We start from the raw sequence: 22544 nt of genomic DNA, 5'->3' as shown, positions 1-22544 counted from the left end.
CCCGAGGCCGATCAGTGACAACACGCTGAGCATGAGCCACCACCGAATACACCAACACCAGGCACCAAGGGGGCGGCGAGCAATCCGACGCCACCGGACGCCGGCGGCTGTGCGCCCATGGCCGGCAACACCGCGGTCTTGCCCATGAAGAAGGCGGCAGTCAGCGCGACCGAGACCGGCCGGTCAGGCTTGTCCGAAACGATCATGACTGCGCAAATTAGGCCGTTCCCACAACACGCGGTGACGCCTGACCGCAAGCTGCCGCCCGCACCGCCTCGGACGTCGCGATGAGCGGGAAGTAGATTCAACGATCGTGCAACGGATCGATACCGTCAGTGCCCAGATGGTGGAACAGGCCGCGGAGCGACTCACGGGTGTGGTCACCCGGACGCCGCTCGAGCCGAACGCCCGGCTGTCGTCCCGCGTCGACGCGCGGGTGTGGCTCAAGCGGGAGGACCAGCAGACGGTCCGCTCGTACAAGATTCGCGGCGCTTACAACTTCATCGTCCAGCTCGACGAGGCCACGCGCTCGCGCGGCGTCGTGTGTGCGAGCGCCGGTAACCACGCGCAGGGTGTGGCGTACGCGTGTCGGCGCTTGGGGGCCAACGGCCGCGTGTACGTGCCGGGCACCACGCCGCGGCAGAAGCGCGAGCGCATCGCGACGCTGGGCGGTGCGCACATCGAGGTGATCGTCGTCGGCGAGACGTACGAAGACGCGTTCGCCGCCGCCAACGACGACGCCCAGCGCACGGGCGCGACGCTCGTGCCCGCGTTCGACGACCCTCGCACCGTCGCCGGCCAGGGCACGGTGGCGCTGGAGGTCGTCGAGCAGCTCGGCTTCGTGCCGGACCTGCTCGTGGTGCCCGTCGGCGGCGGTGGCCTGCTGGCCGGCATCGCGACCTGGGTGCGCGAGCGGCACCCGGAGATCCGCGTCGTGGGCGTCGAGCCAGCCGGCGCGATGTGCATGGCCGCGGCGCTGGAAGCCGGCAAGCCGGTGCGCATCGACGCAGTGGACTCGTTCGTGGACGGCGCCGCGGTCCGTGAGGCCGGCGGCGTGACCTACCCACTCGTGCGCGACAGCGGCGCCGAGCTCACCTCCGTGCCCGAGGGCGCCGTGTGCACGGAGATGCTGGCCATGTACCAGGCCGACGGCGTGATCGCCGAGCCCGCGGGCGCGCTGGCGTCGGCCGCACTCGGGACCACGGTCCTGGTCGAACCCGAGCAGACGGTGGTGTGCATCGTCTCGGGCGGCAACAACGACGTCAGCCGCTACAGCGAAATCCTCGAGCGCTCGCTGATGCACGAAGGACTGAAGCACTACTTCCTCGTCAGCTTCCCCCAGGAGCCGGGCGCGCTGCGGCGCTTCCTCGACGAGATCCTCGGACCGGAGGACGACGTCGCGCGCTTCGAGTACGTGAAGCGCAACAACCGCGAGCTCGGACCAGCGCTGATCGGCATCGAGATCCCGCGGCCGGCCGAGCTGCCCGGCCTGCTCAAGCGGCTGGAGGCGAGCCCGCTGCAGGTCGAGCAGGTGGAGCCGGGGAGCCCGCTGTTCCATTTCTTGCTGTGACGTTTCCGCTGGTCAGAAGCATTTGCCACTGAACGGCAACGGGATTCAGTCGACTTCTGCGCTGCCCTCGCGATAGATCTTGGCGGAAGCGATGCGGCCGTTTCGAAGGCGGTAGAAGCCGGCGATCGGGAACGTGTGCTCCGCTCCGCCGTGGGTGAGTCGCTCGGTCAGCTGGGCGGCCATGCGGTCGCCGTCGATCAAGATCTCGTCGATCGTCAGGGTCGGCAGGAGCTGGGTCATGGCGCTCTCGAAAAGGTCAGCCAGCTCGGCGCGGCCACGGGCAACCGTCGTGCCCGTGATCCAGACGGCATCGTCGGTGAAACCCGCGAGCAGAGTGGTGAGGTCGCGGTCGTTGAACGCGGCCACGTGACGCCGCAGGATCTCGCTCACGAGGTGAGGTTATCCGCGGCGTCACGTGGTTTCGCCGTTCAGCGGCTACGCCTTCGGAGCCGGGATCGGCTCGCCGGGGCAGGACTGCGTGGTCGTCTGGCCGGTGTCGAAGAACGTCACGGCCGCGGCGGCGCAGGGCAGGCTCGAGAGCGAGCCGTGGGCGTCGTCTTCGACGGTCATGAGGGAGCCGCCGATTTGCCGTTGCATGGCGAGGGCCCAGCCGATGGGCGTGACCGGCTCGAAGGCGTGGCCGACGAGCTGCAGAGGGCTCTTGCCGGCGCTGAACTGCCACTGCGTCGCGGGCACTGGCCAGCCGACGCACATCTGCTCGTAGACGCCGAACGAGCCGGCGACCGGGTTGGCCTTGATGCGGTCGAGGCGGTGCTGCCAGACCGTGTCGAAGTCGCGGGGGCTGGGTGATTCGTTGCAGAGCAGTGCGTTCTGCTGGAAGAAATTGCCACCGGTCCGTTCGGTGTCCCAGCCGAAGCCGGTTTTCAGCGAGGTTGCGGCGTCGGGCTGTGCTGCCGGAGCGCCGCCGTCGCGGATGGCGGCGAGCTGGCTGGCGGCCTCCACCCACTGGCGGCGCGGGTAGGCGAAGAACTGGTTGACGGTTTCACCGTTGAGCGGCGAACCGTCGGGGCCGGTGCGCGGGTGCGCGGCGAGTTCGGCGCGCAGGTCGAGCAAAGCCTTCTCGACCTGGGGTTCGATGCCGCCGAAGTGGTAGACGGAGTCGTAGCGCGCGACCCACGCGGCGAACTCGCGGAACGTGTTCTCTCCCGCGGCGGCCTGGTCGTCGTCCATCGTCGTGACGCTCAGCTCGGGCGGCATGACGGAGTCGAGCAGCATCTTGTCGACGTGGCTGTCGAAGAGCGTCCGGTACTCGGCGCCGAGGGCCGTGCCCCAGGAGACGCCGTAGTAACCGATCTTCTGTTCGCCCAGCGCTTCGCGGATGCGGTCGACGTCGCGGGCGATGTTGGGCGTGGTGAACGACTTCACGAGCGCGGGGTCCTTCGCGAAGCACGCCGCGTTGGCCGCGGCCTTGTGGTCGGCGAGGAACCGCGCCTGGTCCTTTTCGGACAACGACGGGTCGGGCTGGGCGTCGTCGTCGTCGCACTGGAGGCTCGCGCTGTAGTCGACGCCGCGCGGGTCGAAGCCGATGAGGTCGTGGTGCTCCAGCAGGCCGGACGCCTTGCTCTCCGACATCGTGAGCGGCATCTTCATGCCCGATTGGCCGGGGCCGCCGGGGTTGAACACGATCGCGCCCGTGCGCGTGCCCGTCGCGCGGATTCGGCTGACGGCGATGTCGATCGTGCGGCCGCCGGGGTCGGAGTAGTCGAGAGGCACGGTCACCAGCGCGCACTCGGTGCGCTGGTCGTCGGAGTCCCAGCCCTTCGCGATGGACACGCAGGGTTTCCAGTCGAGCCCTTGCGCGGACGCGAGCGCCGGCACGAGGGGGACCATCGCGACGGCCGCGACAACCGGGACGAGTAAACGGAACTTCGGCATGGTGATGATCATCGGACCCGCGCGCGATGACCCGGATCAGCCGATCGGCTGATGTGCGTCACCGATGAGCCGAGATCAGTCCGTAGTGGACTGTCGTGCGTCAGGAACCTGTCACGTCCGGCAGGCCGACGAACATCGTCCGGTGCAGATCACCGACGTGGGCGCGGGTCATGATCGCCGCCTCGTCGGGATTGCGCGTGGCGATCGCGCGGACGAGCACCTCGTGCTCCCGGTTGGACGCCCGCAGCGCCGACATCCGGTACGGCAGGTAGAAGCGGTACAGCTCCCGCAGCACGAGTTCGTACTGCCTCACCGCCGCCGCCGGCGCGCCCGAGGCGGCCACGGCGAGGTGGAACTCGGCGTCGAGCTCGTGGAACTCGGCCCACCCGGCGGCGTCGTCCATGCGGCGGACGAGGTCACGCAGCCGGTCGACGTCCTCGTCGGTTCGCCGCGTGGCGACGAGCTGGACGAGCCCCGCCTCGATAACGAGCCGGTGGTCGATCAGGTCGTGGACCTCGTCCGCCGACTCGCGGTACGCGTTCACCGCGCCGACCCGGCCCGCCGGCGCGTCGGGGGCGACGCTCGTGCCGCCGTTGCGGCCGCGGCGGCGCACCAGCACGCCGTCTTCGCACAAGGACACCAGCGCCCGGCGCACGGTGATGTCGCCGACGCCCAGCGCGCGCGCGATTTCGCCGTTGGGCGGCAACCGCTCCCCCGGGCCCAGCAGGCCCAGCTCGATCGCGAGGGCGATGCGGGCCCGCACGGTCTCGAGCGCGGACAGGCGCCGGATGCCCGTCAGCGCCGGTGAACCCAGGTCGGCAGCCATGCAGAGACCATACCCAACAAAATATCTCAAAGTGAACACTATTGTTTAAGTGAGCAAGATGGACTATTTTTCGGCGCATGCCCCGCCCCCTGCCGATCGCGCTGGCACAGTTGCCACCGCGGCCGTACACCGAGTCCGTCGTGGCGTTCGCGGAGCAGGTCGGGACCGTGCTGGCCGAGCACCCCGGAACCCGCCTCGTCGCCTTTCCCGAACTGCACCTCTGCGGTGTCGAAGGGACCGCTGACGAACGCGCCGAGCAGCTCAACGCCGCCGCGCAGCCCCTCGACGGCCCGCGAACCCGCGACCTGGCCCAGCTGGCCGGCGACCTCGGCGTGTGGCTTTCGCCGGGCAGCGTCTGCGAACGCGGCGAGCACGGCGAGCTGTTCAACACCGCTCTCGTCTTCTCCCCTGAAGGCGAGCTGTCCGGCAGCTACCGCAAGGTGTTCCCGTGGCGGCCGTATGAGCCTTATGACCCGGGTGACCGTTTCGTGGTCGCCGATCTCGCCGATGCGGGGCGAATCGGCTTCTCGATCTGCTACGACGCCTGGTTCCCCGAGGTCACGCGCCACCTCGCGTGGCTCGGCGCGGAGCTCGTGCTCAACCCGGTGCAGACCACCACTCCCGACCGCGCGCAGGAGCTCGTGCTCGCGCGCGCCAACGCGATCACCAACCAGGTTTTCGTGGCGAGCGTGAATACGGCCGGGCCCGTCGGGGTAGGAGACAGCATCCTGGTGGACCCCGAGGGCACCGTGCTCGGCGAGCTGCCGGGCGCCGCGTCCGGCGTGCTCGCGAGCACGGTCGACCTGGACGAGGTCGCCCGCGTCCGTCGCGAAGGGACCGCCGGCGTCAACCGGATGTGGGACCAGTTCACGCCGGGTGACAAACCGCTGGAACTCCCCCTGTACGGGGGCCGCATCGAGCCGGACCGGTGGCGTCCGCGAGGAGAAGGAGCCCGATGAGCACCACGAAGGTGACCCCCGGAGCCAAGCTCGAACGACGGCTCGGGCTGCCCGGCGTCGTCCTTTTCGGACTCGCGTACATGGCGCCGCTGATCGTGCTGGGCACGTTCGGCGTCGTGGCGACGACGACCGCGGGCACGGTGCCATCGGCGTACGTCGTGGCGCTGGTCGCGATGCTGTTCACGGCCGCGAGCTACGGCAAGATGGCCGCGACGCACCCCGTCGCCGGCTCCGCTTACACCTACGTGCGCAAGGCCATCGACTCCCGGCTCGGCTTCCTCGTCGGCTGGGCGGTGCTGCTCGACTACTTCTTCCTGCCGATGGTGATCTGGCTGATCGGCGGCGCCTACCTGTCGGCGCAGTTCCCGGACGTGCCGAGCTGGCTGTGGCTGATCGCGTTCATCGTGTTGACGTCGCTGCTCAACGTGCTGGGCATCAAGATCGCCGAGAAGGCCAACTTCGTCCTCATGGCCTTCCAGGTACTGGTGATCGTGTTCTTCGTGGTGCTTTCGCTCAAGCAGGTGCTCGCCGATGGCCACTCAGTGGCGAGCGGTGACCCGTTCTTCCACCCGGGCAGCACGTTCGGCACGATCTCGGGCGGCGCCGCGGTGGCGGCGTACTCGTTCCTGGGCTTCGACGCCGTGACGACGTTGACCGAGGAAGCCGTGGAGCCGAAGCGGACGATCCCGCGCGCGATCCTGCTGACGGCCCTCATCGGCGGCGGCGTGTTCATCGTGCTCGCGTACGTCACCCAGCTCGTGCACCCGGGTTTCTTGTTCGACGACGAGTCGTCGGCCGCGTTCGAGATCGCGCGCCACATCGGTGGCTCGCTGTTCGGGGCGTTGTTCCTGGCGGGGCTGGTGGTGGCGCAGTTCGCGTCGGGCATCGCCGCGCAGGCGAGCGCGTCGCGGCTGATGTTCGCGATGGGCCGCGACGGGGTGCTGCCGCGGATCTTCGGCCGGTTGCAGCCGAAGCTGAACACGCCGGCGTTCGCGATCGGGCTGACGGGCATCGTCGGGCTGGTCGCGCTGGCGCTGGACGTGACCACGTCGACGTCGTTCATCAACTTCGGCGCGTTCACGGCCTTCACGATGGTCAACGTGAGTGTGATCGCGACCTGGATCCGCACGCGGCACACGACTTCGCGCAACGTGCTGACGTGGCTGATCGCTCCCGCGATCGGCGCGGTGGTGGACCTGTGGCTGCTGGTGAACCTCGACGGGCTCGCCCTGACCTTCGGCCTGGTGTGGCTGGGGATCGGGATCGTCTACCTGGTCGTGCTGACGCGTGGGTTCCGCCGGCCGCCGCCGGAGATGTCGTTCGAGGAGTGACGGGCTGTCGCCGCTGGATGGCCAAGTTGCCGTTCAGCGGCGACAACCAGGTCGTCGCCGCAGAGTGGCAAAACGTCAGCCCTCGCCGAGCGTCTTCTGCAGGGCCTTGTTCGCCTTGCGCGCCATGTCGGCGACGGCTTCGCGGCGGGCGGCGTCGGCGGCGTAGTCGTCTTGGCGGTTGCGCACCACGCGCGCGGGCGAGCCCACCGCGATGGAGTAGTCCGGGATGTCGCCGCGGACCACGGCGTGCGCGCCGAGCACGCAGCCGCGGCCGACACGCGTTCCCTTGAGGACACTGACCTTCGTGCCGAGCCACGTGTCCGGACCGATGCGCACCGGCGACTTCACGATTCCCTGGTCCTTGATGGGCACGTGGATGTCGGCCGTCACGTGGTCGAAGTCGCAGATGTACACCCAGTCGGCGACGAGGGTGGCGGCGCCGAGCTCGATGTCGAGGTAGCAGTTGATCACGTTCTGCCGCCCGAACACGGACTTGTCGCCGATGCGAAGGGACCCCTCGTGGCAGCGGATCGCGTTTCCGTCACCGATGTGGACCCAGCGGCCGATCTCGAGCCGGCCGTAACCGGGACGGCAGTGGATCTCCACGTTCTTCCCGAGGAACACCATGCCGCGCAGGATGATGTGCGGGTTGGCGAGCCGGAACTTGAGCAGGCGGAAGTACCGCACGAGATACCACGGCGTGTACGCCCGATTGCGCAAGACCCAGCGCAGCGAGTCACGCGTCAGGAACTTCGCCTGGTGCGGGTCGCGCCGGGCCCGCCGCCAGGCACGCACGCGGGACAACGCGGGCGCACCCCACATCGACGTCATGCCGATGACCGTAACCTGTGCAGGGACGCCCGCCACAGGCAAGGGGAGCACGGATGGGGAGCAAGCTGATCATCGACACCGACCCCGGTGTCGACGACGCTTTCGCGATCGCGCTGGCGGCGGTTTCCGCCGACGTCGAACTGCTGGGGGTGACGACGGTCTTCGGCAACGTGCCGCTGACCAGCACCACCGCCAACGCGCGGCGATTGCTCCAGCTGTGCGACCGCCCCGACGTGCCGGTCGCCGCCGGGGCTTCACGGCCGTTGGTGCACCTGAACAAACGCGGTTCGAGCCACGTCCACGGCAACGACGGGCTCTCGGGCCACGCCGCGACGCTGCCCGAGGCGAAGCGGCCGTTGGAGTCGCTGGACGCCGTGGGGCTGATGGTCTCGCTGCTGGAAGCGTCCGACGAACCGGTGACGATCGCGCCGATCGGACCGCTCACCAACATCGCCGCGCTGCTCGCCGCGCACCCCGGCGTCAAGTCGAAGATCTCGCGCATCGTGCTGATGGGCGGCGGCGTCGCGCGCGGCAACAGCACGGCCGTCGCCGAATTCAACATCTGGGCCGACCCCGAAGCCGCGCGCCGCGTGATCGCCGAGGACGACGTGCCGTGCGTGATGGTCCCCCTCGATCTCACGCACCGCTGCGCCGTGGACAGCGCGTGGCTGGCGAAGCTCGCCTCGTCGGGGCCGCTGGGCCAGACGCTGGAAGGGCTGACGCCCGACTACCTCGCCCACTACCGGCAGGTCCTGGGCTTCGACGGCATCGTGATGCACGACGCGGTGGCCGTCGCGGAGGCGATCAACCCCGGGATTCTGCAGACGGAGACCTACCCGGTGGACATCGACGTGACCGCGGGGCCGGCGCGCGGAATGACGCTCGTCGATCGCCGCGCGGTGCCGATCGATCCGACGGGACGGCCGATCGAGGTCGCTGTCGACACCGACCTCGACGGGCTGCGGGAGTTCGTGCTTTCGAGACTTGCCGGGGGCCGGTGATGGCGGGGTCGCCGGGCGGTTCGCAGCCGTCGCCGCTGGGTGGCGACGGTGAGAACGCGGTGTCGCCGATCAGCGGCGATGGCCAGGTCAGCGGGCCTTCGCCGATTGAAGGCGACAACTCGGCCGGCGCCGAGTCGCCCGTCAATGGCGACCAGATCACCGAGCCGTCGCCACTCAGAGGCGACGACACGGCGAGCACCGAGTTTTCGCCACTCGCTGGCGACGCCCAGGCTGACGTGCCGTTGGATGGCGACGACCAGACCATCGCGGCGTCGCCGATGAAGGGCAACAGCAGGGAACCCGCCGGACTGTCGCCTCTGGATGGCGACGAGAGCGGTGGCGCGTCGCCGCTCGATGGAGAAAAGGCCGGCTTGGAAACGTCGCCAGTCAGCGGCGACGGCCAGGTCGGGCGCGTGTTTTCGGCTCCGGTCGAGCCGCTGCCGCCGTTCTCCTCGGCGATGACGGAGCACCTGTCGCCGCTGAGTGGCGACGGCGAGAAGCCCCAGGTCGGGAAGCGGAAGTCGCGGCGGGGGCGGGCGGCGGTGGTGGTCGCGGCGGTCGTCGTGGCTGTCGCGGCGCTGGTGGTGGCCGTGCAGTTCGCGCCGGGGTCGGAGCAGGTCGCGACCACGGCCGCCGAGCCGTCGTCGTCAGCGCAGGCGCCGGTGCCGTCGGTGGCCGCGTCGAGTGCGGCGGTGCCGACGACGCAGCCGAACGTGCCGCAACCCAGTGAGTTCGACGCGTGGGCGTCGAAGACGAGCCAGTGGCTGGACATCCCGCTTCGGGCGATGACGGGGTACGCGCAGGCGACCGTCACGCTCACCAAGGAACAACCCGCGTGCCACCTGTCGTGGGTGACGCTCGCGGCCGTCGGCAAGGTCGCGAGCGACCACGGGCGGGCGCAGGGCGATCACGTCGGCACCGACGGCGTGCTGACCAAGCCGCTGGGCACCGTCGAGGTCCGCGACTTCTACGGCCGCGTCGTGTCGACGGCCAACGCGTCCGGGCCGATGCAGCTGGCGCCGGCGGTGTGGTCGAAGTGGCAGCGCAGCGCGTCGGGCGGCAAGCCCGATCCGCAGAACATCGACGACGCCGCCCTCACCGCGGGTCGCGCACTGTGCGCGGGTGGCCGCGATTTGGCGACAGACTGGTGGAACGCCGTTTCGTCGCTGCAGGGCGCGCCCGTTTCGCTGCACCGGATCCTGGCGACAGTGAACGTGTACGGCACCGTCGGGCAGAGCGGCCAGGCGCCGAACCCCGCCGTGCTGAGCGCGGTCGACTTCGCGATCGACCAGATCGGTCTTCCCTACGTGTGGGGCGGCAACGGCAGCGGCGACCCCGATCCGGGCTTCGACTGCTCCGGCCTGACGACGGCCGCGTACGGCAGCGCGGGCGTGAAGCTCATGCGCACGGCGGACACGCAGTTCCACAGCGTCGCCCACGTAAGTGAACCCCAGCTGGGCGACCTGATCTTCTACGGTGAACCCACCACGAAGATCCACCACGTCGGCCTCTACATCGGCAACCAGCAGATGATCGACGCCCCGCAGACGGGCCAGGCCGTGCAGGTGCACCCGTACCGCAAGCCCGGCGACGACTACGCCGGCGCGGGGCGGCCGACGGCCTGACGGTCACGGCGCGTCGGACCCCGCGATCCAACCCCAGGTCAGTGCGGACGCGATGGTGATGCCGCCGGCGATGGTGCCCGGCCCGAAAACGGCCGCGGCGGCGTTGCCTGCCGCGTACAGCCCGGGGATGGGCTGACCGGTCCAGTCGAGCACGCGGGCGCGGTGGTCGGTCCGGGCGCCGCCCTTGGTGCCGACGGAGCTCGCATGCACGGGCAGCGCGAAGAACGGCGGCTCGGAAACCGTGCCGAGGTTGGGGTGTGGCGCGGTGGTGTCGCCGAAGGCGCGTTCGTAGGCCGTTTCGCCCCGGTGGAAGTCGTCGTCGCGGCCGGCGTCGACGGCGGCGTTGAAGCGGGCGACGGTGTGCTGCAGCGCAGCGGCGTCGATGCCGATCAGGGCGGCGAGCTTGTCGAGGCTGTCGGCGCTGGGAAGCCAATCCGGCAATGGCTGGTGGGGCGGCACGCCGCCGACGGGGTAGCGGGCGCGGAACTGCGCGTCGCCGATCGCCCAGGCGGGGAGGTTGCGCGGGCGGTGGGTGTTGGCGTCGAGCTCGGCGAAGGAGACGGCGCAGTTGTGGCTGGCCTCGTTGACGAATCGACGGCCGGCGGCGTTCACCCAGATCACGTGCGGCAGGTAGCGCTCGGCCATCACGAGCTGGGCTTGCGGCGTGCCGGCGTCGTCGGGCCAGCGCCGGTCGGGTGCCTGGAACGCGGGCCAGGACCAGTATTCGCCGGTGCGGGACAACTGCGCGCCGGCGTCGGCGGCCAGGCGAAGGCCGTCGCCGTGCTGGACGGGCGGGGTGACGGGGTGGCTGAGCGGGCCGGCGAGCAGCTGTGAACGCAGGTCGGGGTCGTGCTCGAACCCGCCGGTCGCGAGCACAACGCGGCGCGCCTGCAGCCGCCACGGGGTGCCGTCCCGTTCGGCCTCGACGCCGGTGATTCGCCCGTCGGTCCGGATCAGCCGTCGTACGCGGCAACCGCGGACCAGCTCCACGCCGGCGGCGCGGCAGCCGCGCAGCAGCCCGACGACGAGGCCTGCGCCGAGCGCGACCTCCCCCGCGGCGAGCCGCCGCTGCATCAGCTCGAAGGGCGGCTCGCCGCCGGCGAACATGCGGTGCTCGAAGAACTCGTCGTTGGTGAGCACGGCCGCGCCGTACGGCGGCGGCCACAGGAGCTCGTCGGGCGAGCCCAAGCCGTCGGTGGTCAGCGGCTGAGCCTCGAGGTGCCGGGCGGGTTTGCCGCCGGGGAGCTCGGCGAACGTGTCGGGGTAGCCGTGGACCACGGTGAAATGGATCGGGCTGTTTTCCTCGACGAAGCGGACCGCCTCCGGCACGGACCGCACGAAGGTTTCGACCAGCTCCGGATCGCGGCCGGGCGCGGCGGCGCGGCAGTACGCCAGGGCCTCGTCCTCGCTGTCGGCGAAGCCGGCTTCGGCCTGCAGGTGGTTGTTCGGCGCCCAGACCTGGCCGCCGGACACCGCCGTCGACCCGCCCCAGCGCGGCGACGCCTCCAGCACGACCACTTCCTCGCCGCAGCCGGCGGCAGCCAGCGCCGCGGCCAGCCCCGCGGCGCCGGAGCCGACGACCACCACGTCCGTCGTGTCTCTCATGGACCACACCTCCCCGGTTTGCGTACTAGTACACAAACCGGGGAGGTGGATGTCAAGCGCGTGCGAGGAGGCCGTCCAGCAGGGCGTCGAGGCCCTCGGCGTAGTTGTCCCAAGCGTGCGGCCATTCGCCGGCCAGGGACGAGATCAACGGAAGCTCCGCAGCGTCGGCGTCGAGGAGCATGGTGCGTTGCACCTGCGGCGCGTCCTGGTCGCGCTCGGCCGCATGCGTCGTCGTCGCGTGGCGAATGGTCAGCACGCCCACCGTGTACTGCCAGACGATCCGATACGCCGCGGCGGCCTGCCGGGGGGCGAGACCGGAGGCGACGAACCCAGCCAGGATCTCCTCCACCAGCCACAGCACGGACGGGCCGGCCAGGTCGCCCTGCGCCAGCACGCCGACCACCCACGGGTGCTCTGCCAGGGCATCGTGCAGCTGTCGCCACAAAACGACCACGCGCCGGCGCGGGTCTTCCGGCAACGTCGGCCGGGGCAGTGTGGCGGCGACGTGGTCGAGCAGGAGCAACAGGAGCTCGTCCTTGTCACGGACGTGCCGGTAGAGGGCCATCGGGGAGCAGCCGAGCTCACGGGCGACCCGGCGCATGGTCAGCGCGTCGACGCCCTCGGTCGTGACGATCCGGCGGGCCGCCTCGACGATGTCGTCACGCGACCAGCGCGCGGGACGGCCCGGCCGGCCTGGTGCTGTCTCAGCCATGTGCGCAGTCTCGCATCGTTCGATCATCCACCTCGGCTACACACGCGTATAGTCGGCTGTACGTTTGTATAGTGAGGAGGATGCCGTGGCCGAACCCGAGGACTTGACGGCGCGCGCCCGGATCCGCGACGCGGCGATGCAGCTCTTCGGCGAGCACGGGTTCGAGGGCGCGACGATCCGTGGCATCGCTGAGGCGGCGGGAGTGTCGTCGGGCCTGGTGCGACACCACTTCGGGTCCAAGCAGGCGCTGCGCGATGCGTGCGACGCACACCTGGTGAAGCTGATCCACCGCCTCAACGACCAGGCGCTCGCGGGCGCGGGCGGCAACCACGTGGCGGCCGCGCGGATCGCCGTCGGGCCGTACCAGGCGTACCTCTCGCGGGCGTTGGTGGACGGCGGCGCCGCGCCGTTGTTCGACGAGATGGTGCGGTTGGGGGCGCAGTGGCTGGCCGACGTCGATCGGACGCGGCCGGACGCGCCGGACGTCGCGCCCGAAGTGAGGGCGGCGGTGAGCACCGCGATGGCGCTGTCGATCACAGTGCTGCACGAGCACGTGTCGCGCGCGATGGGCGTCGATGTGTTCAGCCCCGAGGGCGACGTGCTGCTCGCACGCGCCCTGATCGACCTTTATTCGCACCCGATGCTCAGCGCCGAGGACGCGCGGAAGGCGCTCGACGGGATCGAGCGGCATCGGTGACTTTGGGAGGAACCTGTCATGCCTCATGCAACCCATCCCCGGATCGCGCCGCTTCCGTTGGAGGAAATGGCGCCGAAGGAGCAGAAGCTCGCGAAACTCGGTGCCGACGAGGTGATCCGGGTGCTCGCGCGGAACCCGTCGTTGATGAAGGCTTCGTCGAGTCTCGGCGAACACCTGCTGTCTCAAGGCAAGCTGCACCCGCGTGTCCGGGAATTGGCGATCTTACGGGTCGCGCTGCGGTGTGAAGCGCCGTACGAATGGGCCAACCACGTGCCCGCCGCGCTCGGCGCCGGCGCGACGGCGGACGAGATCAACGCGTTGTCGGACCCGGCCGCGTCGTGGTCGCCGGAGGACGACGCGGTGCTGCGGGCGGCCGACGAGTTGTGCACCGCGGCGTTCGTCTCGGACGAAACATGGGCGGCGCTCGCGTCGACGCTCGATGAGGCGACGATCCTCGAGGTGCTGTTCCTTGTCGGCTACTACCGGATGATGGCGGGGTTCCTGAACTCCGCGGGGGTCGAGGTGAAGCCGGGGCAGCCGGTGCTGGGCGAGCGTGTGGCGCCGGCGGTCGTCGCGGAGGCGGTCGTGGCCGGCGCGTTGCCGTTCAGCGGCGAAACCGGCGCCGACGGGACGTGGCACATCACCTTCACGCACCCCGCGGGGAGCAAGGAGCTGGTGCTGAACCTCGAAACCGTCGCCGACGGCGTGGCTGGGTCCATCGTGGACACTCAGCTGGGCGTGACGGTCCCCATCGTGTCGGGCAGTGTCGCCGGTGATCGGCTGGAGTTCACCGCCGTGGTGACCGATCCGGCGCGGTTCGACATCGGCGTGGTGGGCACGGTCGACGGTGACGTGTTCACCGGATCGGTGACGATTTCAGGTGGCGGGACATTCCCGTTTTCGGGTGTGCGCGCGAGGTGACGTCGCGAAAATGGCGCGCTTGAGGTGGTGCTCGGCTGCTAGCGTCGGGATCGTTCGTTCCGACTCCCGGATGGAATTCTCACTATGCGCGCCAGCCTTCGTGCCGGCCTGACGACGGCACTCAAGAACCGCGACCGCGTCGCCACCACCGCCCTGCGCTCGGCACTGGCGGCGATCGACAACGCCGAGGCCGTGCCGGCCGATCAGCTGTCCACGGCGACCGGGACGGAACACGTCGTGGGTGCGGCGCTGGGTGTCGGCGCCGCCGAGGCCGAGCGTCGTGATCTGACGGAAGCCGATGTGCGCGCGATCGTCGAGAACGAGGTGCTGGAGCGCACGACTGCCGCGGACGAGTACGAGAGGCTCGGCCGGACCGAGGCCGCGGAGCGGCTGCACGCGGAAGCCGACGTGCTGAGGCAGCACCTGGAGCCGGCCTCCTGAGGTTGGATCCGGCGACGACCGCGGGCCGGAAATCGGCGCTGACCTCGGTGTCGCCGATTTCCGGCAACGACCTCGGCGAGGCGCCAGCCGCTTGCCGGTGACGTCGGATTCCCTTTGGCCATTGCGGAGTTTCGCCAGATCCAAAGCCCGTTCTGCCTGCGGTGATACCGCTTGGACAGCACCGTCGGGAAGCCGGAGCGCCCGGTACCGTGGTGACGTGAGCGGCAACGAGCTGGGAGAATTCCTGCGCGCGCAGCGGGCCCGGCTGGCGCCCGAGGACGCGGGCGTGACCAGTCATCGCCCGAGGAGGGTGAGCGGGCTGCGGCGCGAGGAGGTCGCGGTGCTGGCGGGCGTCAGCGCGGACTACTACGCGCGCCTCGAGCAGGGGCGCGAGCGCAACCCGTCCGGGCCGGTGCTGGACGCGATCGGGCGGGCGCTGCGGCTGAACGCCGATGGCCTCTGGCACGCCTACCGCCTCGCCGGGCTCGTGCCGCGTGTGCCGGACCACCGGCGCGACGACGTCTCCCCCGAGCTGCTGCGGCTCATGGACACCTTCCCCAACGCGGTCACATACGTCGCCAATCGGCGCCTCGACCTGCTGGCGACCAACGAGCTCGCCGACGCGCTCCTGTCCCCCGTCGGCAAGCCGGCGAACATGGTGCGCACGCTGTTCGACGACCCGGCAGCGCGCGAGCTGTTCGTGGAGTGGGACGACATCGTGGCCAGCGCCGTCGATGCGTTGCGGCTCGCGAGCGGCTACGACCGCGAGGAGGTCGGCGAGCTCGTGGACGAGCTGCTGGCCACGAGCGAGGAATTCGCCGTTCTGTGGCGAAACCACGGTGTGAAGGGGCTCGCGGGTACGCGCAAGACGTTCCACCACCCCGCCGTCGGGCGGATCGTGCTGGACTACCAGACGTTCGACGTGCGCGACGCGTCCGGCCAGTACCTGCTGGTGGGCATCGCGGAGCCGAACAGCGCGAGTGCCGACGCGCTGGCGTTGCTGGGGTCGTTGCACGAGGTGGCCGACCTGCGGCGATGAGCCCGGCCAGGGTGTGCCACTCCTAGGCAACGGCGTCCTTCCGGAGGCGTTTCGCCGCGGGCAGCCTCGAGGTCACGACGGTCCCCACGACCGCGCAGACCTCACGAGGAGTACGCATGAACGGCAAGATCACGCTGATCACAGGCGCGAGCAGCGGCATCGGGGAGGCCACCGCGCTGCGCCTGGCCGCCGACGGTCACCACGTCGTCCTAGGCGCGCGCCGCACCGACCGGCTCGCGGCGCTCACGGAGAAAGTCCGCGCGAACGGCGGTGATGCCGACTTCCGGCAACTGGACGTGACCAGCCTGGAGAGCGTGCGCGCGTTCGTGGCGGCCGCGCACGAGACCCACGGCCGAGTGGACGTGCTGGTGAACAACGCCGGCGTGATGCCGCTGTCCACTCTGGACAAGCTCCGCGTCGACGACTGGAACCGCATGATCGACGTGAACCTGCGCGGCACGCTGCACGGGATCGCCGCCGTGTTGCCGCTGATGGGCGAAACCGGGGGGCACATCGTGAATGTCGCGTCGACGTCCGGCCTGCGCGTGGACCCGACGGCGGCCGTGTACTGCGCGACGAAGTTCGGGGTGCGGGCGCTTTCCGAAGGCCTGCGCCAGGAGAACACGAACATCCGCGTCACCATCGTCAGCCCGGGCTTCACGCACTCCGAGCTCGCCGACCAGGGCGGCGACCCCGAGACGCAGGCGGCGGCGCGTGCGGCGAGCGAGCAGCTGGGCATCCCGGCTTCGGCCGTTACGGACGCCATCGCTTACGCCGTGAGCCAGCCGGCGGCGGTGGACGTGAACGAGATCGTGGTTCGGCCGACGGCCCAGACCTGAGCCGTCGCGCGCCCGCTCGGCGCGGCGGGACCCGTCGTGCCATTCGGCGAGGCGGGACCCATCGTGTCCGCTTTCGACACGGTGGGTCCCTTCGCGACACCGGACTCGAAGCCGGGCAGAATCCGGTGCCGCAGAACAGATTCGCGAGTCAGGCAAGCGAGGCGGCCAGCTCCTCCAGCAGGTCCATCTGCTCCTGCATGCCACCCTCCATACCGGACTCGATGATGGCGTCGCGGACTTCCCGGCTGCCAGTCTCCATGAGGATCGACAGGCTGGTGCGGTCGCCCGAGCCGGTGAACGTCGTGGTGGTGATGGCGGCGTCCTCGTCGGACGCGCCGGGGGTTTCGTAGACCTCGCTGCTGACGATGCGTTCGTTCGGGACGATCTCGCGGTACTCGCCGTGGAACGCGACCTCGAAGCCGCCGTTGGCGTCGAGAACGTAGCGCCACCGGCCGCCGACGCGCAGGTCGATCTCGACGGACCGCATGGTGCCGCGGTGGCCCGCCCAGAAGCGTTTGACCAGCTCAGGTGTGGTCCACGCGCGGTAGACGAGGTGCCGCGGGGCGGCGAACTCGCGGGTGATCAGGATCTGGTCATCGGCCGGCAGGGTCACCTTCGCCGTGCCCGTTGTCGTCTCGGTCATGGTCGCTCTCCTCGCCCGTGGATCGGTCGTCGGTGCGTTCGAGTTCCTCCAGCACGGAATCCAGCAGCTCGAACCGCTCCTCCCAGGAGCGCTCGAACTGCCGCACCCAGTCGTGGATCGGCTTCAGGGCACGGCCGTTGAGCCGGTACAAGCGCTGACGTCCTTCGTCCCGGACGTCGACCGCGCCCACTTCGCGCAGCACGCGCAGGTGTTTCGACACCTGCGGCTGCCCCATGCCGAGCAGCCGGACGAGGTCGTTCACGGGGTACTCGCCACCGGCGAGCACATCGAGAATCTCCCGTCGCCGCGGTTCGGCCACGGCGTTGAACACGTCGGTCGTCGTCGCTGCTCGTGCCACGCCCACCATCGTATTCCCATATGGGTATGTGTCAAGAGGACGCCGGCCGGGCGCGGACGTGGAACCGCTCGCCCTGTGGCCCGAAAAGGGCGAGAACCTCGCACGGCACGTTGCCGGGGTTGCCGAACCAATGCGGAACGTGCGTGTCGAACTCCACGACTTCACCCGGTTTGAGGATCACGTCGTGCTCGCCGAGGATGAGCCGCAACTGTCCGGAAAGGACATAGGCCCATTCGTACCCCTCGTGCACGCGCGGATCGGGGTCCGTGTCGGGCCAGTGCGGCGGGAAGATCTGCTTGTACGCGCGCAGCCCGCCGGGCCGGCGCGTGAGCGGAAAGAACGTGATGCCGTGGCGCACGAAGGAGTTCTCGTGCAGCCGTGGGTCACTGGTCGGCGCGGTGCCGACGAGCTCGTCGAGCGGCACCTGGTGGGCACGCGCAAGGGCGAGCAGGAGTTCGAGCGTCGGCTTGCGCTGGCCGGATTCGAGGCGCGACAGCGTGCTCACCGAGATGCCGGTGGTCTCCGACAGCTGGGCGAGCGTGGCGTTGTTCTGCTGACGGAGGGCGCGCAGCCGCGGGCCCACCGATTCGAGGACGCCGTCGACGTCCGGGAGTTCACCGTCCATGTCTCCATTTGCTACTTCGGCAAACGTATTTGTCAAGTCGGCGAGATCTGCGGATAGTCCGAGAGGAGGGACGAACTACAGGAGGACCAGGTGAACGAGAACTACGACGTCGTAGTGGTCGGCGGCGGCGCCGCGGGCCTCAGCGGCGCGGTGGCGCTTGCGCGCTCACGGCGTTCCGTGCTGGTGGTGGACGCCGGCGAGCCGCGCAACGCTCCGGCCGGCCATGTGCACAACTACCTCGCCCGCGAAAGCACGCCGCCCGGCGAGCTGCTGGCTGCCGGGCGCGAAGAGGTTATCGGGTACGGGGGCGAGATCGTGGCCGGCGCGGTGACCGCGGCCGTCGCGCTGGACGGCGGCGGGTTCGCCGTGACTCTCGCCGATGGGAGGACCACGCGGGCGCGTCGCCTCCTGGTGGCAACGGGGCTCGTCGACGAGCTGCCGGACGTCCCGGGCGTCGCCGAGCGGTGGGGCCGCGACGTGCTGCACTGCCCGTACTGCCACGGCTGGGAGGCGCGTGACCAGGCGATCGGCGTGCTGGCGACGAGCCCGATGGCCGTCCATCAGGCGCTGATGTGGCGGCAGCTGTCGGACGACGTCGTCGTTTTCCGGCACACGGCTGCGTTCGACGAGGAACAGCTCGCGCAGCTGACCGCGCGCGGGATCCGCGTCGTCGACGGCGAGGTGGCAGCGCTTCGCGTGGAAGACGACGCGCTCACCGGAGTCGTGCTGCGCTCGGGCGAGGTGGTGGCGCGGGAGGCCGTGGTGGTCGCGCCGCGGTTCACGGCGCGGGCCGACGTGCTCGTGTCGCTGGGGCTGGAGCCCGTGGAGCTCGAGGTCGACGGGCACGTGATCGGCAGCTCGGTGCCGGCCGACGCGAACGGCGCCACCTCGGTGCCCGGGGTGTGGGTGGCCGGGAACGTGACCGACATGAAGTCGCAGGTCGTCGTTGCCGCGGCGGCCGGGCTGACGGCCGGCGCGGTGATCAACGGCGATCTCGTGGCCGAGGACGTACGACGCGCGCGGGAGCCTTTCGCGCACGAAATGGAACGACAGGTTGCCGCGCTGGTCGGCGGCTCGACGAAGCACGGGGTGTGACGATGGCTGAGCAGCACGAAGAAGTCCCGTTCGACCAGGATTCCTGGGACGAGCGGTACCGATCGAAGCCCGCGATCTGGAGCGGGCGGCCCAACGCGCAGCTCGTGACGGAGGCCGCCGACCTACTGCCGGGCAGCGCGCTCGACGCCGGCTCCGGCGAAGGCGGCGACGCGTTGTGGCTCGCGCAGAACGGCTGGCGCGTGACGGCGGCGGACTTCGCGGCCACCGCCCTCGACCGGGGTGCGGCGCAGGCGTCCGAGCTGGGTCTGGGCGACCGGATCCGGTGGCTCACGACCGACCTCACTACGTGGGTGCCCGACGAGAAGTACGACCTCGTCACGTCGCACTTCCTGCACCTGCCGACCGCCCAGCGCGTGCCGATCTTCGCGCGGCTCGCGGACGCGGTGGCGCCGGGCGGGACGTTGCTCATCGTCGGCCACCACCCGACGGACGTGGAGGGCGCCGCGCATCGGCCGAACGTGCCGGACATGTTCTTCCTGGCGGAAGACGTGGCGGCGACGTTGGACGAGTCGTGGGAGTCCGTGGTGACCGATGCGCGGGAGCGGGCGCACGTGATCGAGGGGCACGAAGTGTCCATTCGCGACACTGTATTGGTGGCGCGGAAGCGGTGATTCTCTCGGCCGGGCGCCTGTTGCCGTTTGGCGGCGATGGGTGTCCGGCCGGGGTTTTCGCCGGAGGCTGACGGTTGTCGCCGTTCAGTGGCGACGGCTCGCGCCGTTCGCCGTTCAGTGGCGATGGGCTGGTGGACGGGCGAAAAACGGGGCCGCGCGGGGGAAGCCGGGTTAGCCTGGGCGGCATGTCGACTTGGGATGACGTGGCGCGACTGGGGGCGCAGCTGCCGGGGACGGAGCTGGTCGTCAAGAGGGATACGCGGTCGTGGGGTGTCAAGGGCAAGGCGTACGCGTGGGAGCGGCCCTTGCGCAAAACCGATCTGGACGCACTCGGGGACGCGGCGCCGGCGGGCGACGTGCTGGCGGTTCGGGTGCCGGATGTCGGAGCGAAGGAGGCGTTGCTGGCGGACGAGCCGGGCGTCTTCTTCACCACGCCGCACTTCAACGGCTACCCGGCCGTGCTCGTGCGGCTGACCGAGATCGATCTGCCGACGCTTGAAGAGGCGCTCGTCGAGGGGTGGCTCTGTCGGGTGCCGAAGAAGGTCGGGAAGCAGTATTTGGAGGAGCGCGGCACCGGCTGACATTGTCCAGCTCTCCTTAACGATTCGTCCAAGATCTTTCACTTGTCCTGTCGATCGGGCTGGGGCAGCGTGGAAAGCGAATCGACCAGGGGGAGCGCGGGTGTCCGGCAGCGGCACAGTGGTGCGGATGGCGGCGCTGGCCGTGCTCTGGGGCTCGACGTTCCTGTGGATCAAACTCGCCCTCGAAGGCTTTTCGCCGGTGTTCGTGACGGTGATCCGGTGCGCGCTCGGATCGTTGGTGCTGCTCGGACTCGCGGTGGCGGCGCGGCAGAAGCTGCCCCGGGACCGGACGACATGGGGGCGGCTGACGGTCGCGGCGTTGTTGTGCAACGCGGTGCCGTTCGCGTTGTTCGCGATGGGCGAGCGGACCGTTGACTCCGGCGTGGCCGGCGTGCTGAACTCGACCACTCCCCTGTGGTCACTGCTCATCGGCCTCGCGCTCGGCGGCGAGCGCGGCATCCGGCCGACGCGGCTCGCGGGTCTGCTGATCGGGTTTGCGGGGACGTTGCTGATCTTCGCGCCGTGGACGCAGACCGGGCTGGCGAACTGGGGTTCGCTCGCGCTGCTCGGCGCGGCGGTGAGTTATGCGGTCGCGTACGCGTACATGGGGCGGAAGCTCGTGGGTCGCGGGACGGAGCCGTTGGCCCTGTCGGCCGCGCAGCTGCAGGCGGCGACGGGGCTGAGTGCGCTGGCGTTGCCGGTCGGTTCGTCGTCTTCGCCGCACGTCACGGTGTTGTCGGTGGTGGCCGTGGTGGTGCTCGGGGTGTTCGGGACCGGTGTGACGTTCTACTTGAACTACCGCCTGATTGCCGATGAGGGGCCGACGACGGCGGCGACGGTCGGGTATCTGCTGCCGGTGGTGTCGGTGGTGCTCGGCGCCGTGGTGCTGGGCGAGGAGATCGGGCCGCGGGTGGTGGTGGGGATGGTCGTGGTGCTCGTGGGTGTCGCCGTTTCGCGGCGACGGAGGCAGGCGGTGGCGTTGTGCGTCGAGTGAACCCCGAACTCCGGGAAAGCGGCTAAACTTCGCCCGCTTGTCCGCGATTGCGGGCGGAACCAGTCGAGGGAGGCGCGGATGCGCAGGCTCGTCGTTGTCCTTGCGGTGGTCGTCGCGTCGTTCGGGGCGACGGGGGTGGCGTCGGCTTCGGCCTCAACCTCGGCCGAGAAGTCGGTGAGCGTCGGCGGCGCCGTGGCGAATCCGCGGGCGTTCTCGGCGGCCGAGTTGGCGGGCGCGGATCTGGATCAGGTGGTGACGGGGTCGTCGCCGATGTTGCCGCCGGGCAAGAACACGATGCTGCGGGTGACGGTGAAGGTTCGCGGGGACAGCCGTGCGGTGACGTTCGCGCTCGCGGAGGTGGATACGTCGTTCGGTAACCATCCGGCCGTGTTCCGGGCGGGCCGGCACGGTGTGGACCTGACGGTGCCGGGCGACCGCAATGGGTCGCGGACGGTGACGGACGTCCGGTCGGTGACGGTGCTCGTCTCCGACGCTGCTTCGGCGACGCGCGCGGTGCGCGTGACGGTGGGGCGGCGCGTCGTGACTCTGCCGCCGGAGCTGCTCGCCCACCTGCCGCGGCGGACAGTGACCGCGAAGTTCGGGTCCGACGCGGGGCAGCAGACGCACACGGAGTCCGGACCGTCGCTTTCGCTGGTGCTGCTGCTGGCCGGCGTGCTGCCGACGTCGGACAAGACGGTGGTCGCCGTCGGGTCGGACGGGTACGGGGCCGCGGTGACCCTGGCCGAGGCTTCGGTGGGCGGGCGGCCGCTGCTGCTGTCGACGGTGGAGGACGGGAAGGCGCTGGACCTGCCGCGGTTGGTGCCATTGGGGGATGTGAAGGGCGGGCGGTATGTCTCGGGGTGACTGCGCTCGCTGTTGAATGACGTCGGTGGGGTGCTCGGGTTGACGGCGGGGCTGCGGGGCTCGCGGAGCTGATGGGCGCTGCCGGGTTATGGCGGTGCGAGGGCCCGGTTGGCTGTGGTCGAGTTGGTTGGGGATGGGTTGTTGGTGGCTCGCTGAAGTGGCGGGTCGGGGTTTTCCGGGGCAGCCAGCGGCGGCGCGATCGTGGGTCGAGGTCGCCTGGGATGGTGGCTGTTGGGCGGCTGCGGATCGCCTGGCTTGGCACGCTCTCGGGGGTCTCGCCAAACGTGGTCGAAACTGTGCTCAGTACTCGGCGCTGAGGCGAGCCCTGTGACGCTGCAACCCGCGCGGCGGCAAAGACCCACCCTCCCGGGGGCCGCCCATGATCCATTTTACCGGGGTCGACCGACAAGAACTGGTGTGCGCCGGAGTTATCCACATCCGATGTCGGGCTGTGGATGG

The 22544-nt window shown here is 70.2% G+C and carries 25 protein-coding genes; 15 read left to right on the top strand and 10 right to left on the bottom strand.

Annotated elements, in window-relative coordinates; all coding sequences use genetic code 11:
- Positions 1-11: 11 nt before the first annotated feature.
- Positions 12-206, bottom strand: a complete 195-nt coding sequence (locus K1T34_RS26880; protein ID WP_220237566.1) for a hypothetical protein — start codon at positions 204-206, stop codon at positions 12-14.
- Positions 207-313: 107 nt separating this feature from the next.
- On the opposite strand from K1T34_RS26880, the gene ilvA reads away from it, so the two are divergent.
- Entirely contained in the window at positions 314-1570 is a 1257-nt protein-coding gene (gene ilvA / locus K1T34_RS26875) for a threonine ammonia-lyase IlvA (RefSeq protein ID WP_220237565.1), read from the top strand.
- Positions 1571-1615: 45 nt separating this feature from the next.
- Here ilvA and K1T34_RS26870 read toward each other — a convergent pair whose 3' ends face one another.
- From K1T34_RS26870 to K1T34_RS26860, 3 genes are all read right to left on the bottom strand, one after another.
- Positions 1616-1960 carry a nuclear transport factor 2 family protein gene (locus K1T34_RS26870; RefSeq protein ID WP_220237564.1) on the bottom strand — a complete coding sequence of 115 codons (345 nt, stop codon included), beginning with the start codon at positions 1958-1960 and terminating at the stop codon, positions 1616-1618.
- Positions 1961-2005: 45 nt separating this feature from the next.
- On the bottom strand, positions 2006-3466 hold the full coding sequence (locus K1T34_RS26865; protein WP_220237563.1) for an alpha/beta fold hydrolase: 1461 nt from the start codon (positions 3464-3466) through the stop codon (positions 2006-2008).
- Between the two features lie 100 nt (positions 3467-3566).
- Positions 3567-4292: a FadR/GntR family transcriptional regulator gene (locus tag K1T34_RS26860; RefSeq protein WP_220237562.1), complete on the bottom strand. Its 726-nt coding sequence runs from the start codon at positions 4290-4292 to the stop codon at positions 3567-3569.
- 77 nt (positions 4293-4369) lie between these two features.
- On the opposite strand from K1T34_RS26860, the gene K1T34_RS26855 reads away from it, so the two are divergent.
- Together K1T34_RS26855 and K1T34_RS26850 are read left to right on the top strand one after the other, a co-directional pair.
- Positions 4370-5251, top strand: coding sequence for a carbon-nitrogen hydrolase family protein (locus tag K1T34_RS26855; protein ID WP_220237561.1), 882 nt, complete (start codon positions 4370-4372; stop codon positions 5249-5251).
- Complete coding sequence (locus K1T34_RS26850) at positions 5248-6582, top strand: APC family permease (RefSeq protein WP_220237560.1); 1335 nt, start codon at positions 5248-5250, stop codon at positions 6580-6582. Before K1T34_RS26855 ends, K1T34_RS26850 begins: the two co-directional genes overlap by 4 nt.
- 75 nt (positions 6583-6657) lie before the next feature.
- Here K1T34_RS26850 and K1T34_RS26845 read toward each other — a convergent pair whose 3' ends face one another.
- Complete coding sequence (locus K1T34_RS26845) at positions 6658-7413, bottom strand: acyltransferase (RefSeq protein WP_220237559.1); 756 nt, start codon at positions 7411-7413, stop codon at positions 6658-6660.
- 53 nt (positions 7414-7466) lie between these two features.
- Between K1T34_RS26845 and K1T34_RS26840 the strand changes: the two genes are divergently transcribed.
- A complete protein-coding gene (locus K1T34_RS26840; RefSeq protein WP_220237558.1) occupies positions 7467-8414 on the top strand; it encodes a nucleoside hydrolase in 948 nt (315 codons plus the stop codon).
- A 458-nt stretch (positions 8415-8872) separates the two neighbouring features.
- Positions 8873-10039, top strand: a complete 1167-nt coding sequence (locus K1T34_RS26835; protein WP_220247434.1) for a bifunctional lysozyme/C40 family peptidase — start codon at positions 8873-8875, stop codon at positions 10037-10039.
- Positions 10040-10042: 3 nt separating this feature from the next.
- Here the strand turns inward: K1T34_RS26835 and K1T34_RS26830 are convergent, their stop codons facing one another.
- Entirely contained in the window at positions 10043-11644 is a 1602-nt protein-coding gene (locus K1T34_RS26830; RefSeq protein WP_220237557.1) for an FAD-dependent oxidoreductase, read from the bottom strand.
- A gap of 52 nt (positions 11645-11696) precedes the next feature.
- Positions 11697-12356, bottom strand: a complete 660-nt coding sequence (locus tag K1T34_RS26825) for a TetR/AcrR family transcriptional regulator (RefSeq protein ID WP_220237556.1) — start codon at positions 12354-12356, stop codon at positions 11697-11699.
- Between the two features lie 85 nt (positions 12357-12441).
- On the opposite strand from K1T34_RS26825, the gene K1T34_RS26820 reads away from it, so the two are divergent.
- The 5 genes from K1T34_RS26820 (at position 12442) to K1T34_RS26800 (ending at position 16293) form a co-directional block, all read left to right on the top strand.
- Positions 12442-13053, top strand: a complete 612-nt coding sequence (locus K1T34_RS26820; RefSeq protein ID WP_255637605.1) for a TetR/AcrR family transcriptional regulator — start codon at positions 12442-12444, stop codon at positions 13051-13053.
- An 18-nt stretch (positions 13054-13071) separates the two neighbouring features.
- Complete coding sequence (locus tag K1T34_RS26815; protein ID WP_220237555.1) at positions 13072-13974, top strand: carboxymuconolactone decarboxylase family protein; 903 nt, start codon at positions 13072-13074, stop codon at positions 13972-13974.
- Positions 13975-14058: 84 nt separating this feature from the next.
- Positions 14059-14415 (top strand): GatB/YqeY domain-containing protein, encoded by a 357-nt coding sequence (locus K1T34_RS26810; protein ID WP_220237554.1) that lies wholly within the window; start codon positions 14059-14061, stop codon positions 14413-14415.
- Positions 14416-14632: 217 nt separating this feature from the next.
- A complete protein-coding gene (locus tag K1T34_RS26805) occupies positions 14633-15454 on the top strand; it encodes a helix-turn-helix domain-containing protein (RefSeq protein WP_220237553.1) in 822 nt (273 codons plus the stop codon).
- A 116-nt stretch (positions 15455-15570) separates the two neighbouring features.
- The gene (locus tag K1T34_RS26800) at positions 15571-16293 is read left to right on the top strand and encodes an SDR family oxidoreductase (RefSeq protein ID WP_220237552.1); all 723 of its coding nucleotides are present in this window, start codon (positions 15571-15573) and stop codon (positions 16291-16293) included.
- A gap of 148 nt (positions 16294-16441) precedes the next feature.
- Here the strand turns inward: K1T34_RS26800 and K1T34_RS26795 are convergent, their stop codons facing one another.
- The 3 genes from K1T34_RS26795 to K1T34_RS26785 are packed head-to-tail and all read right to left on the bottom strand — an operon-like array spanning position 16442 to position 17919.
- A complete protein-coding gene (locus tag K1T34_RS26795; protein ID WP_220237551.1) occupies positions 16442-16936 on the bottom strand; it encodes an SRPBCC family protein in 495 nt (164 codons plus the stop codon).
- Positions 16887-17294, bottom strand: a complete 408-nt coding sequence (locus tag K1T34_RS26790; RefSeq protein WP_220237550.1) for a helix-turn-helix transcriptional regulator — start codon at positions 17292-17294, stop codon at positions 16887-16889. The genes K1T34_RS26795 and K1T34_RS26790 overlap by 50 nt, the downstream gene beginning before the upstream one ends.
- Before the next feature lie 31 nt (positions 17295-17325).
- A complete protein-coding gene (locus K1T34_RS26785; RefSeq protein WP_220237549.1) occupies positions 17326-17919 on the bottom strand; it encodes a helix-turn-helix domain-containing protein in 594 nt (197 codons plus the stop codon).
- Between the two features lie 90 nt (positions 17920-18009).
- Here K1T34_RS26785 and K1T34_RS26780 point away from each other — a divergent pair, with 90 nt between their 5' ends.
- The 5 genes from K1T34_RS26780 to K1T34_RS26760 all read left to right on the top strand — a co-directional run bounded on the left by K1T34_RS26780 (position 18010) and on the right by K1T34_RS26760 (position 22085).
- Positions 18010-19014 carry an NAD(P)/FAD-dependent oxidoreductase gene (locus tag K1T34_RS26780; RefSeq protein WP_220237548.1) on the top strand — a complete coding sequence of 335 codons (1005 nt, stop codon included), beginning with the start codon at positions 18010-18012 and terminating at the stop codon, positions 19012-19014.
- Between the two features lie 2 nt (positions 19015-19016).
- On the top strand, positions 19017-19646 hold the full coding sequence (locus K1T34_RS26775; RefSeq protein WP_220237547.1) for a cyclopropane-fatty-acyl-phospholipid synthase family protein: 630 nt from the start codon (positions 19017-19019) through the stop codon (positions 19644-19646).
- A gap of 185 nt (positions 19647-19831) precedes the next feature.
- Complete coding sequence (locus K1T34_RS26770) at positions 19832-20227, top strand: MmcQ/YjbR family DNA-binding protein (RefSeq protein ID WP_220237546.1); 396 nt, start codon at positions 19832-19834, stop codon at positions 20225-20227.
- A 127-nt stretch (positions 20228-20354) separates the two neighbouring features.
- Positions 20355-21221: a DMT family transporter gene (locus tag K1T34_RS26765; protein WP_220247432.1), complete on the top strand. Its 867-nt coding sequence runs from the start codon at positions 20355-20357 to the stop codon at positions 21219-21221.
- A 78-nt stretch (positions 21222-21299) separates the two neighbouring features.
- Positions 21300-22085, top strand: a complete 786-nt coding sequence (locus tag K1T34_RS26760; protein WP_220237545.1) for a hypothetical protein — start codon at positions 21300-21302, stop codon at positions 22083-22085.
- Positions 22086-22544: the final 459 nt, after the last annotated feature.

The organism is Amycolatopsis sp. DSM 110486 (genome assembly GCF_019468465.1).
Classification (GTDB): domain Bacteria; phylum Actinomycetota; class Actinomycetes; order Mycobacteriales; family Pseudonocardiaceae; genus Amycolatopsis.
The sequence above is the reverse complement of the archived record's forward strand: the minus strand, read 5'-3'. Positions and strand labels throughout refer to the sequence as shown.

What these genes read in the sequence shown, in the direction of transcription:
- K1T34_RS26880 (WP_220237566.1), bottom strand. Translation starts at nt 206, where the DNA reads ATGATCGTTTCGGACAAGCCTGACCGGCCGGTCTCGGTCGCGCTGACT.
- K1T34_RS26865 (WP_220237563.1), bottom strand. Translation starts at nt 3,466, where the DNA reads ATGCCGAAGTTCCGTTTACTCGTCCCGGTTGTCGCGGCCGTCGCGATG.
- K1T34_RS26860 (WP_220237562.1), bottom strand. Translation starts at nt 4,292, where the DNA reads ATGGCTGCCGACCTGGGTTCACCGGCGCTGACGGGCATCCGGCGCCTG.
- K1T34_RS26855 (WP_220237561.1), top strand. Translation starts at nt 4,370, where the DNA reads ATGCCCCGCCCCCTGCCGATCGCGCTGGCACAGTTGCCACCGCGGCCG.
- K1T34_RS26850 (WP_220237560.1), top strand. Translation starts at nt 5,248, where the DNA reads ATGAGCACCACGAAGGTGACCCCCGGAGCCAAGCTCGAACGACGGCTC.
- K1T34_RS26845 (WP_220237559.1), bottom strand. Translation starts at nt 7,413, where the DNA reads ATGACGTCGATGTGGGGTGCGCCCGCGTTGTCCCGCGTGCGTGCCTGG.
- K1T34_RS26840 (WP_220237558.1), top strand. Translation starts at nt 7,467, where the DNA reads ATGGGGAGCAAGCTGATCATCGACACCGACCCCGGTGTCGACGACGCT.
- K1T34_RS26835 (WP_220247434.1), top strand. Translation starts at nt 8,873, where the DNA reads ATGACGGAGCACCTGTCGCCGCTGAGTGGCGACGGCGAGAAGCCCCAG.
- K1T34_RS26830 (WP_220237557.1), bottom strand. Translation starts at nt 11,644, where the DNA reads ATGAGAGACACGACGGACGTGGTGGTCGTCGGCTCCGGCGCCGCGGGG.
- K1T34_RS26825 (WP_220237556.1), bottom strand. Translation starts at nt 12,356, where the DNA reads ATGGCTGAGACAGCACCAGGCCGGCCGGGCCGTCCCGCGCGCTGGTCG.
- K1T34_RS26815 (WP_220237555.1), top strand. Translation starts at nt 13,072, where the DNA reads ATGCCTCATGCAACCCATCCCCGGATCGCGCCGCTTCCGTTGGAGGAA.
- K1T34_RS26810 (WP_220237554.1), top strand. Translation starts at nt 14,059, where the DNA reads ATGCGCGCCAGCCTTCGTGCCGGCCTGACGACGGCACTCAAGAACCGC.
- K1T34_RS26800 (WP_220237552.1), top strand. Translation starts at nt 15,571, where the DNA reads ATGAACGGCAAGATCACGCTGATCACAGGCGCGAGCAGCGGCATCGGG.
- K1T34_RS26795 (WP_220237551.1), bottom strand. Translation starts at nt 16,936, where the DNA reads ATGACCGAGACGACAACGGGCACGGCGAAGGTGACCCTGCCGGCCGAT.
- K1T34_RS26785 (WP_220237549.1), bottom strand. Translation starts at nt 17,919, where the DNA reads ATGGACGGTGAACTCCCGGACGTCGACGGCGTCCTCGAATCGGTGGGC.
- K1T34_RS26775 (WP_220237547.1), top strand. Translation starts at nt 19,017, where the DNA reads ATGGCTGAGCAGCACGAAGAAGTCCCGTTCGACCAGGATTCCTGGGAC.
- K1T34_RS26770 (WP_220237546.1), top strand. Translation starts at nt 19,832, where the DNA reads ATGTCGACTTGGGATGACGTGGCGCGACTGGGGGCGCAGCTGCCGGGG.
- K1T34_RS26765 (WP_220247432.1), top strand. Translation starts at nt 20,355, where the DNA reads ATGGCGGCGCTGGCCGTGCTCTGGGGCTCGACGTTCCTGTGGATCAAA.
- K1T34_RS26760 (WP_220237545.1), top strand. Translation starts at nt 21,300, where the DNA reads ATGCGCAGGCTCGTCGTTGTCCTTGCGGTGGTCGTCGCGTCGTTCGGG.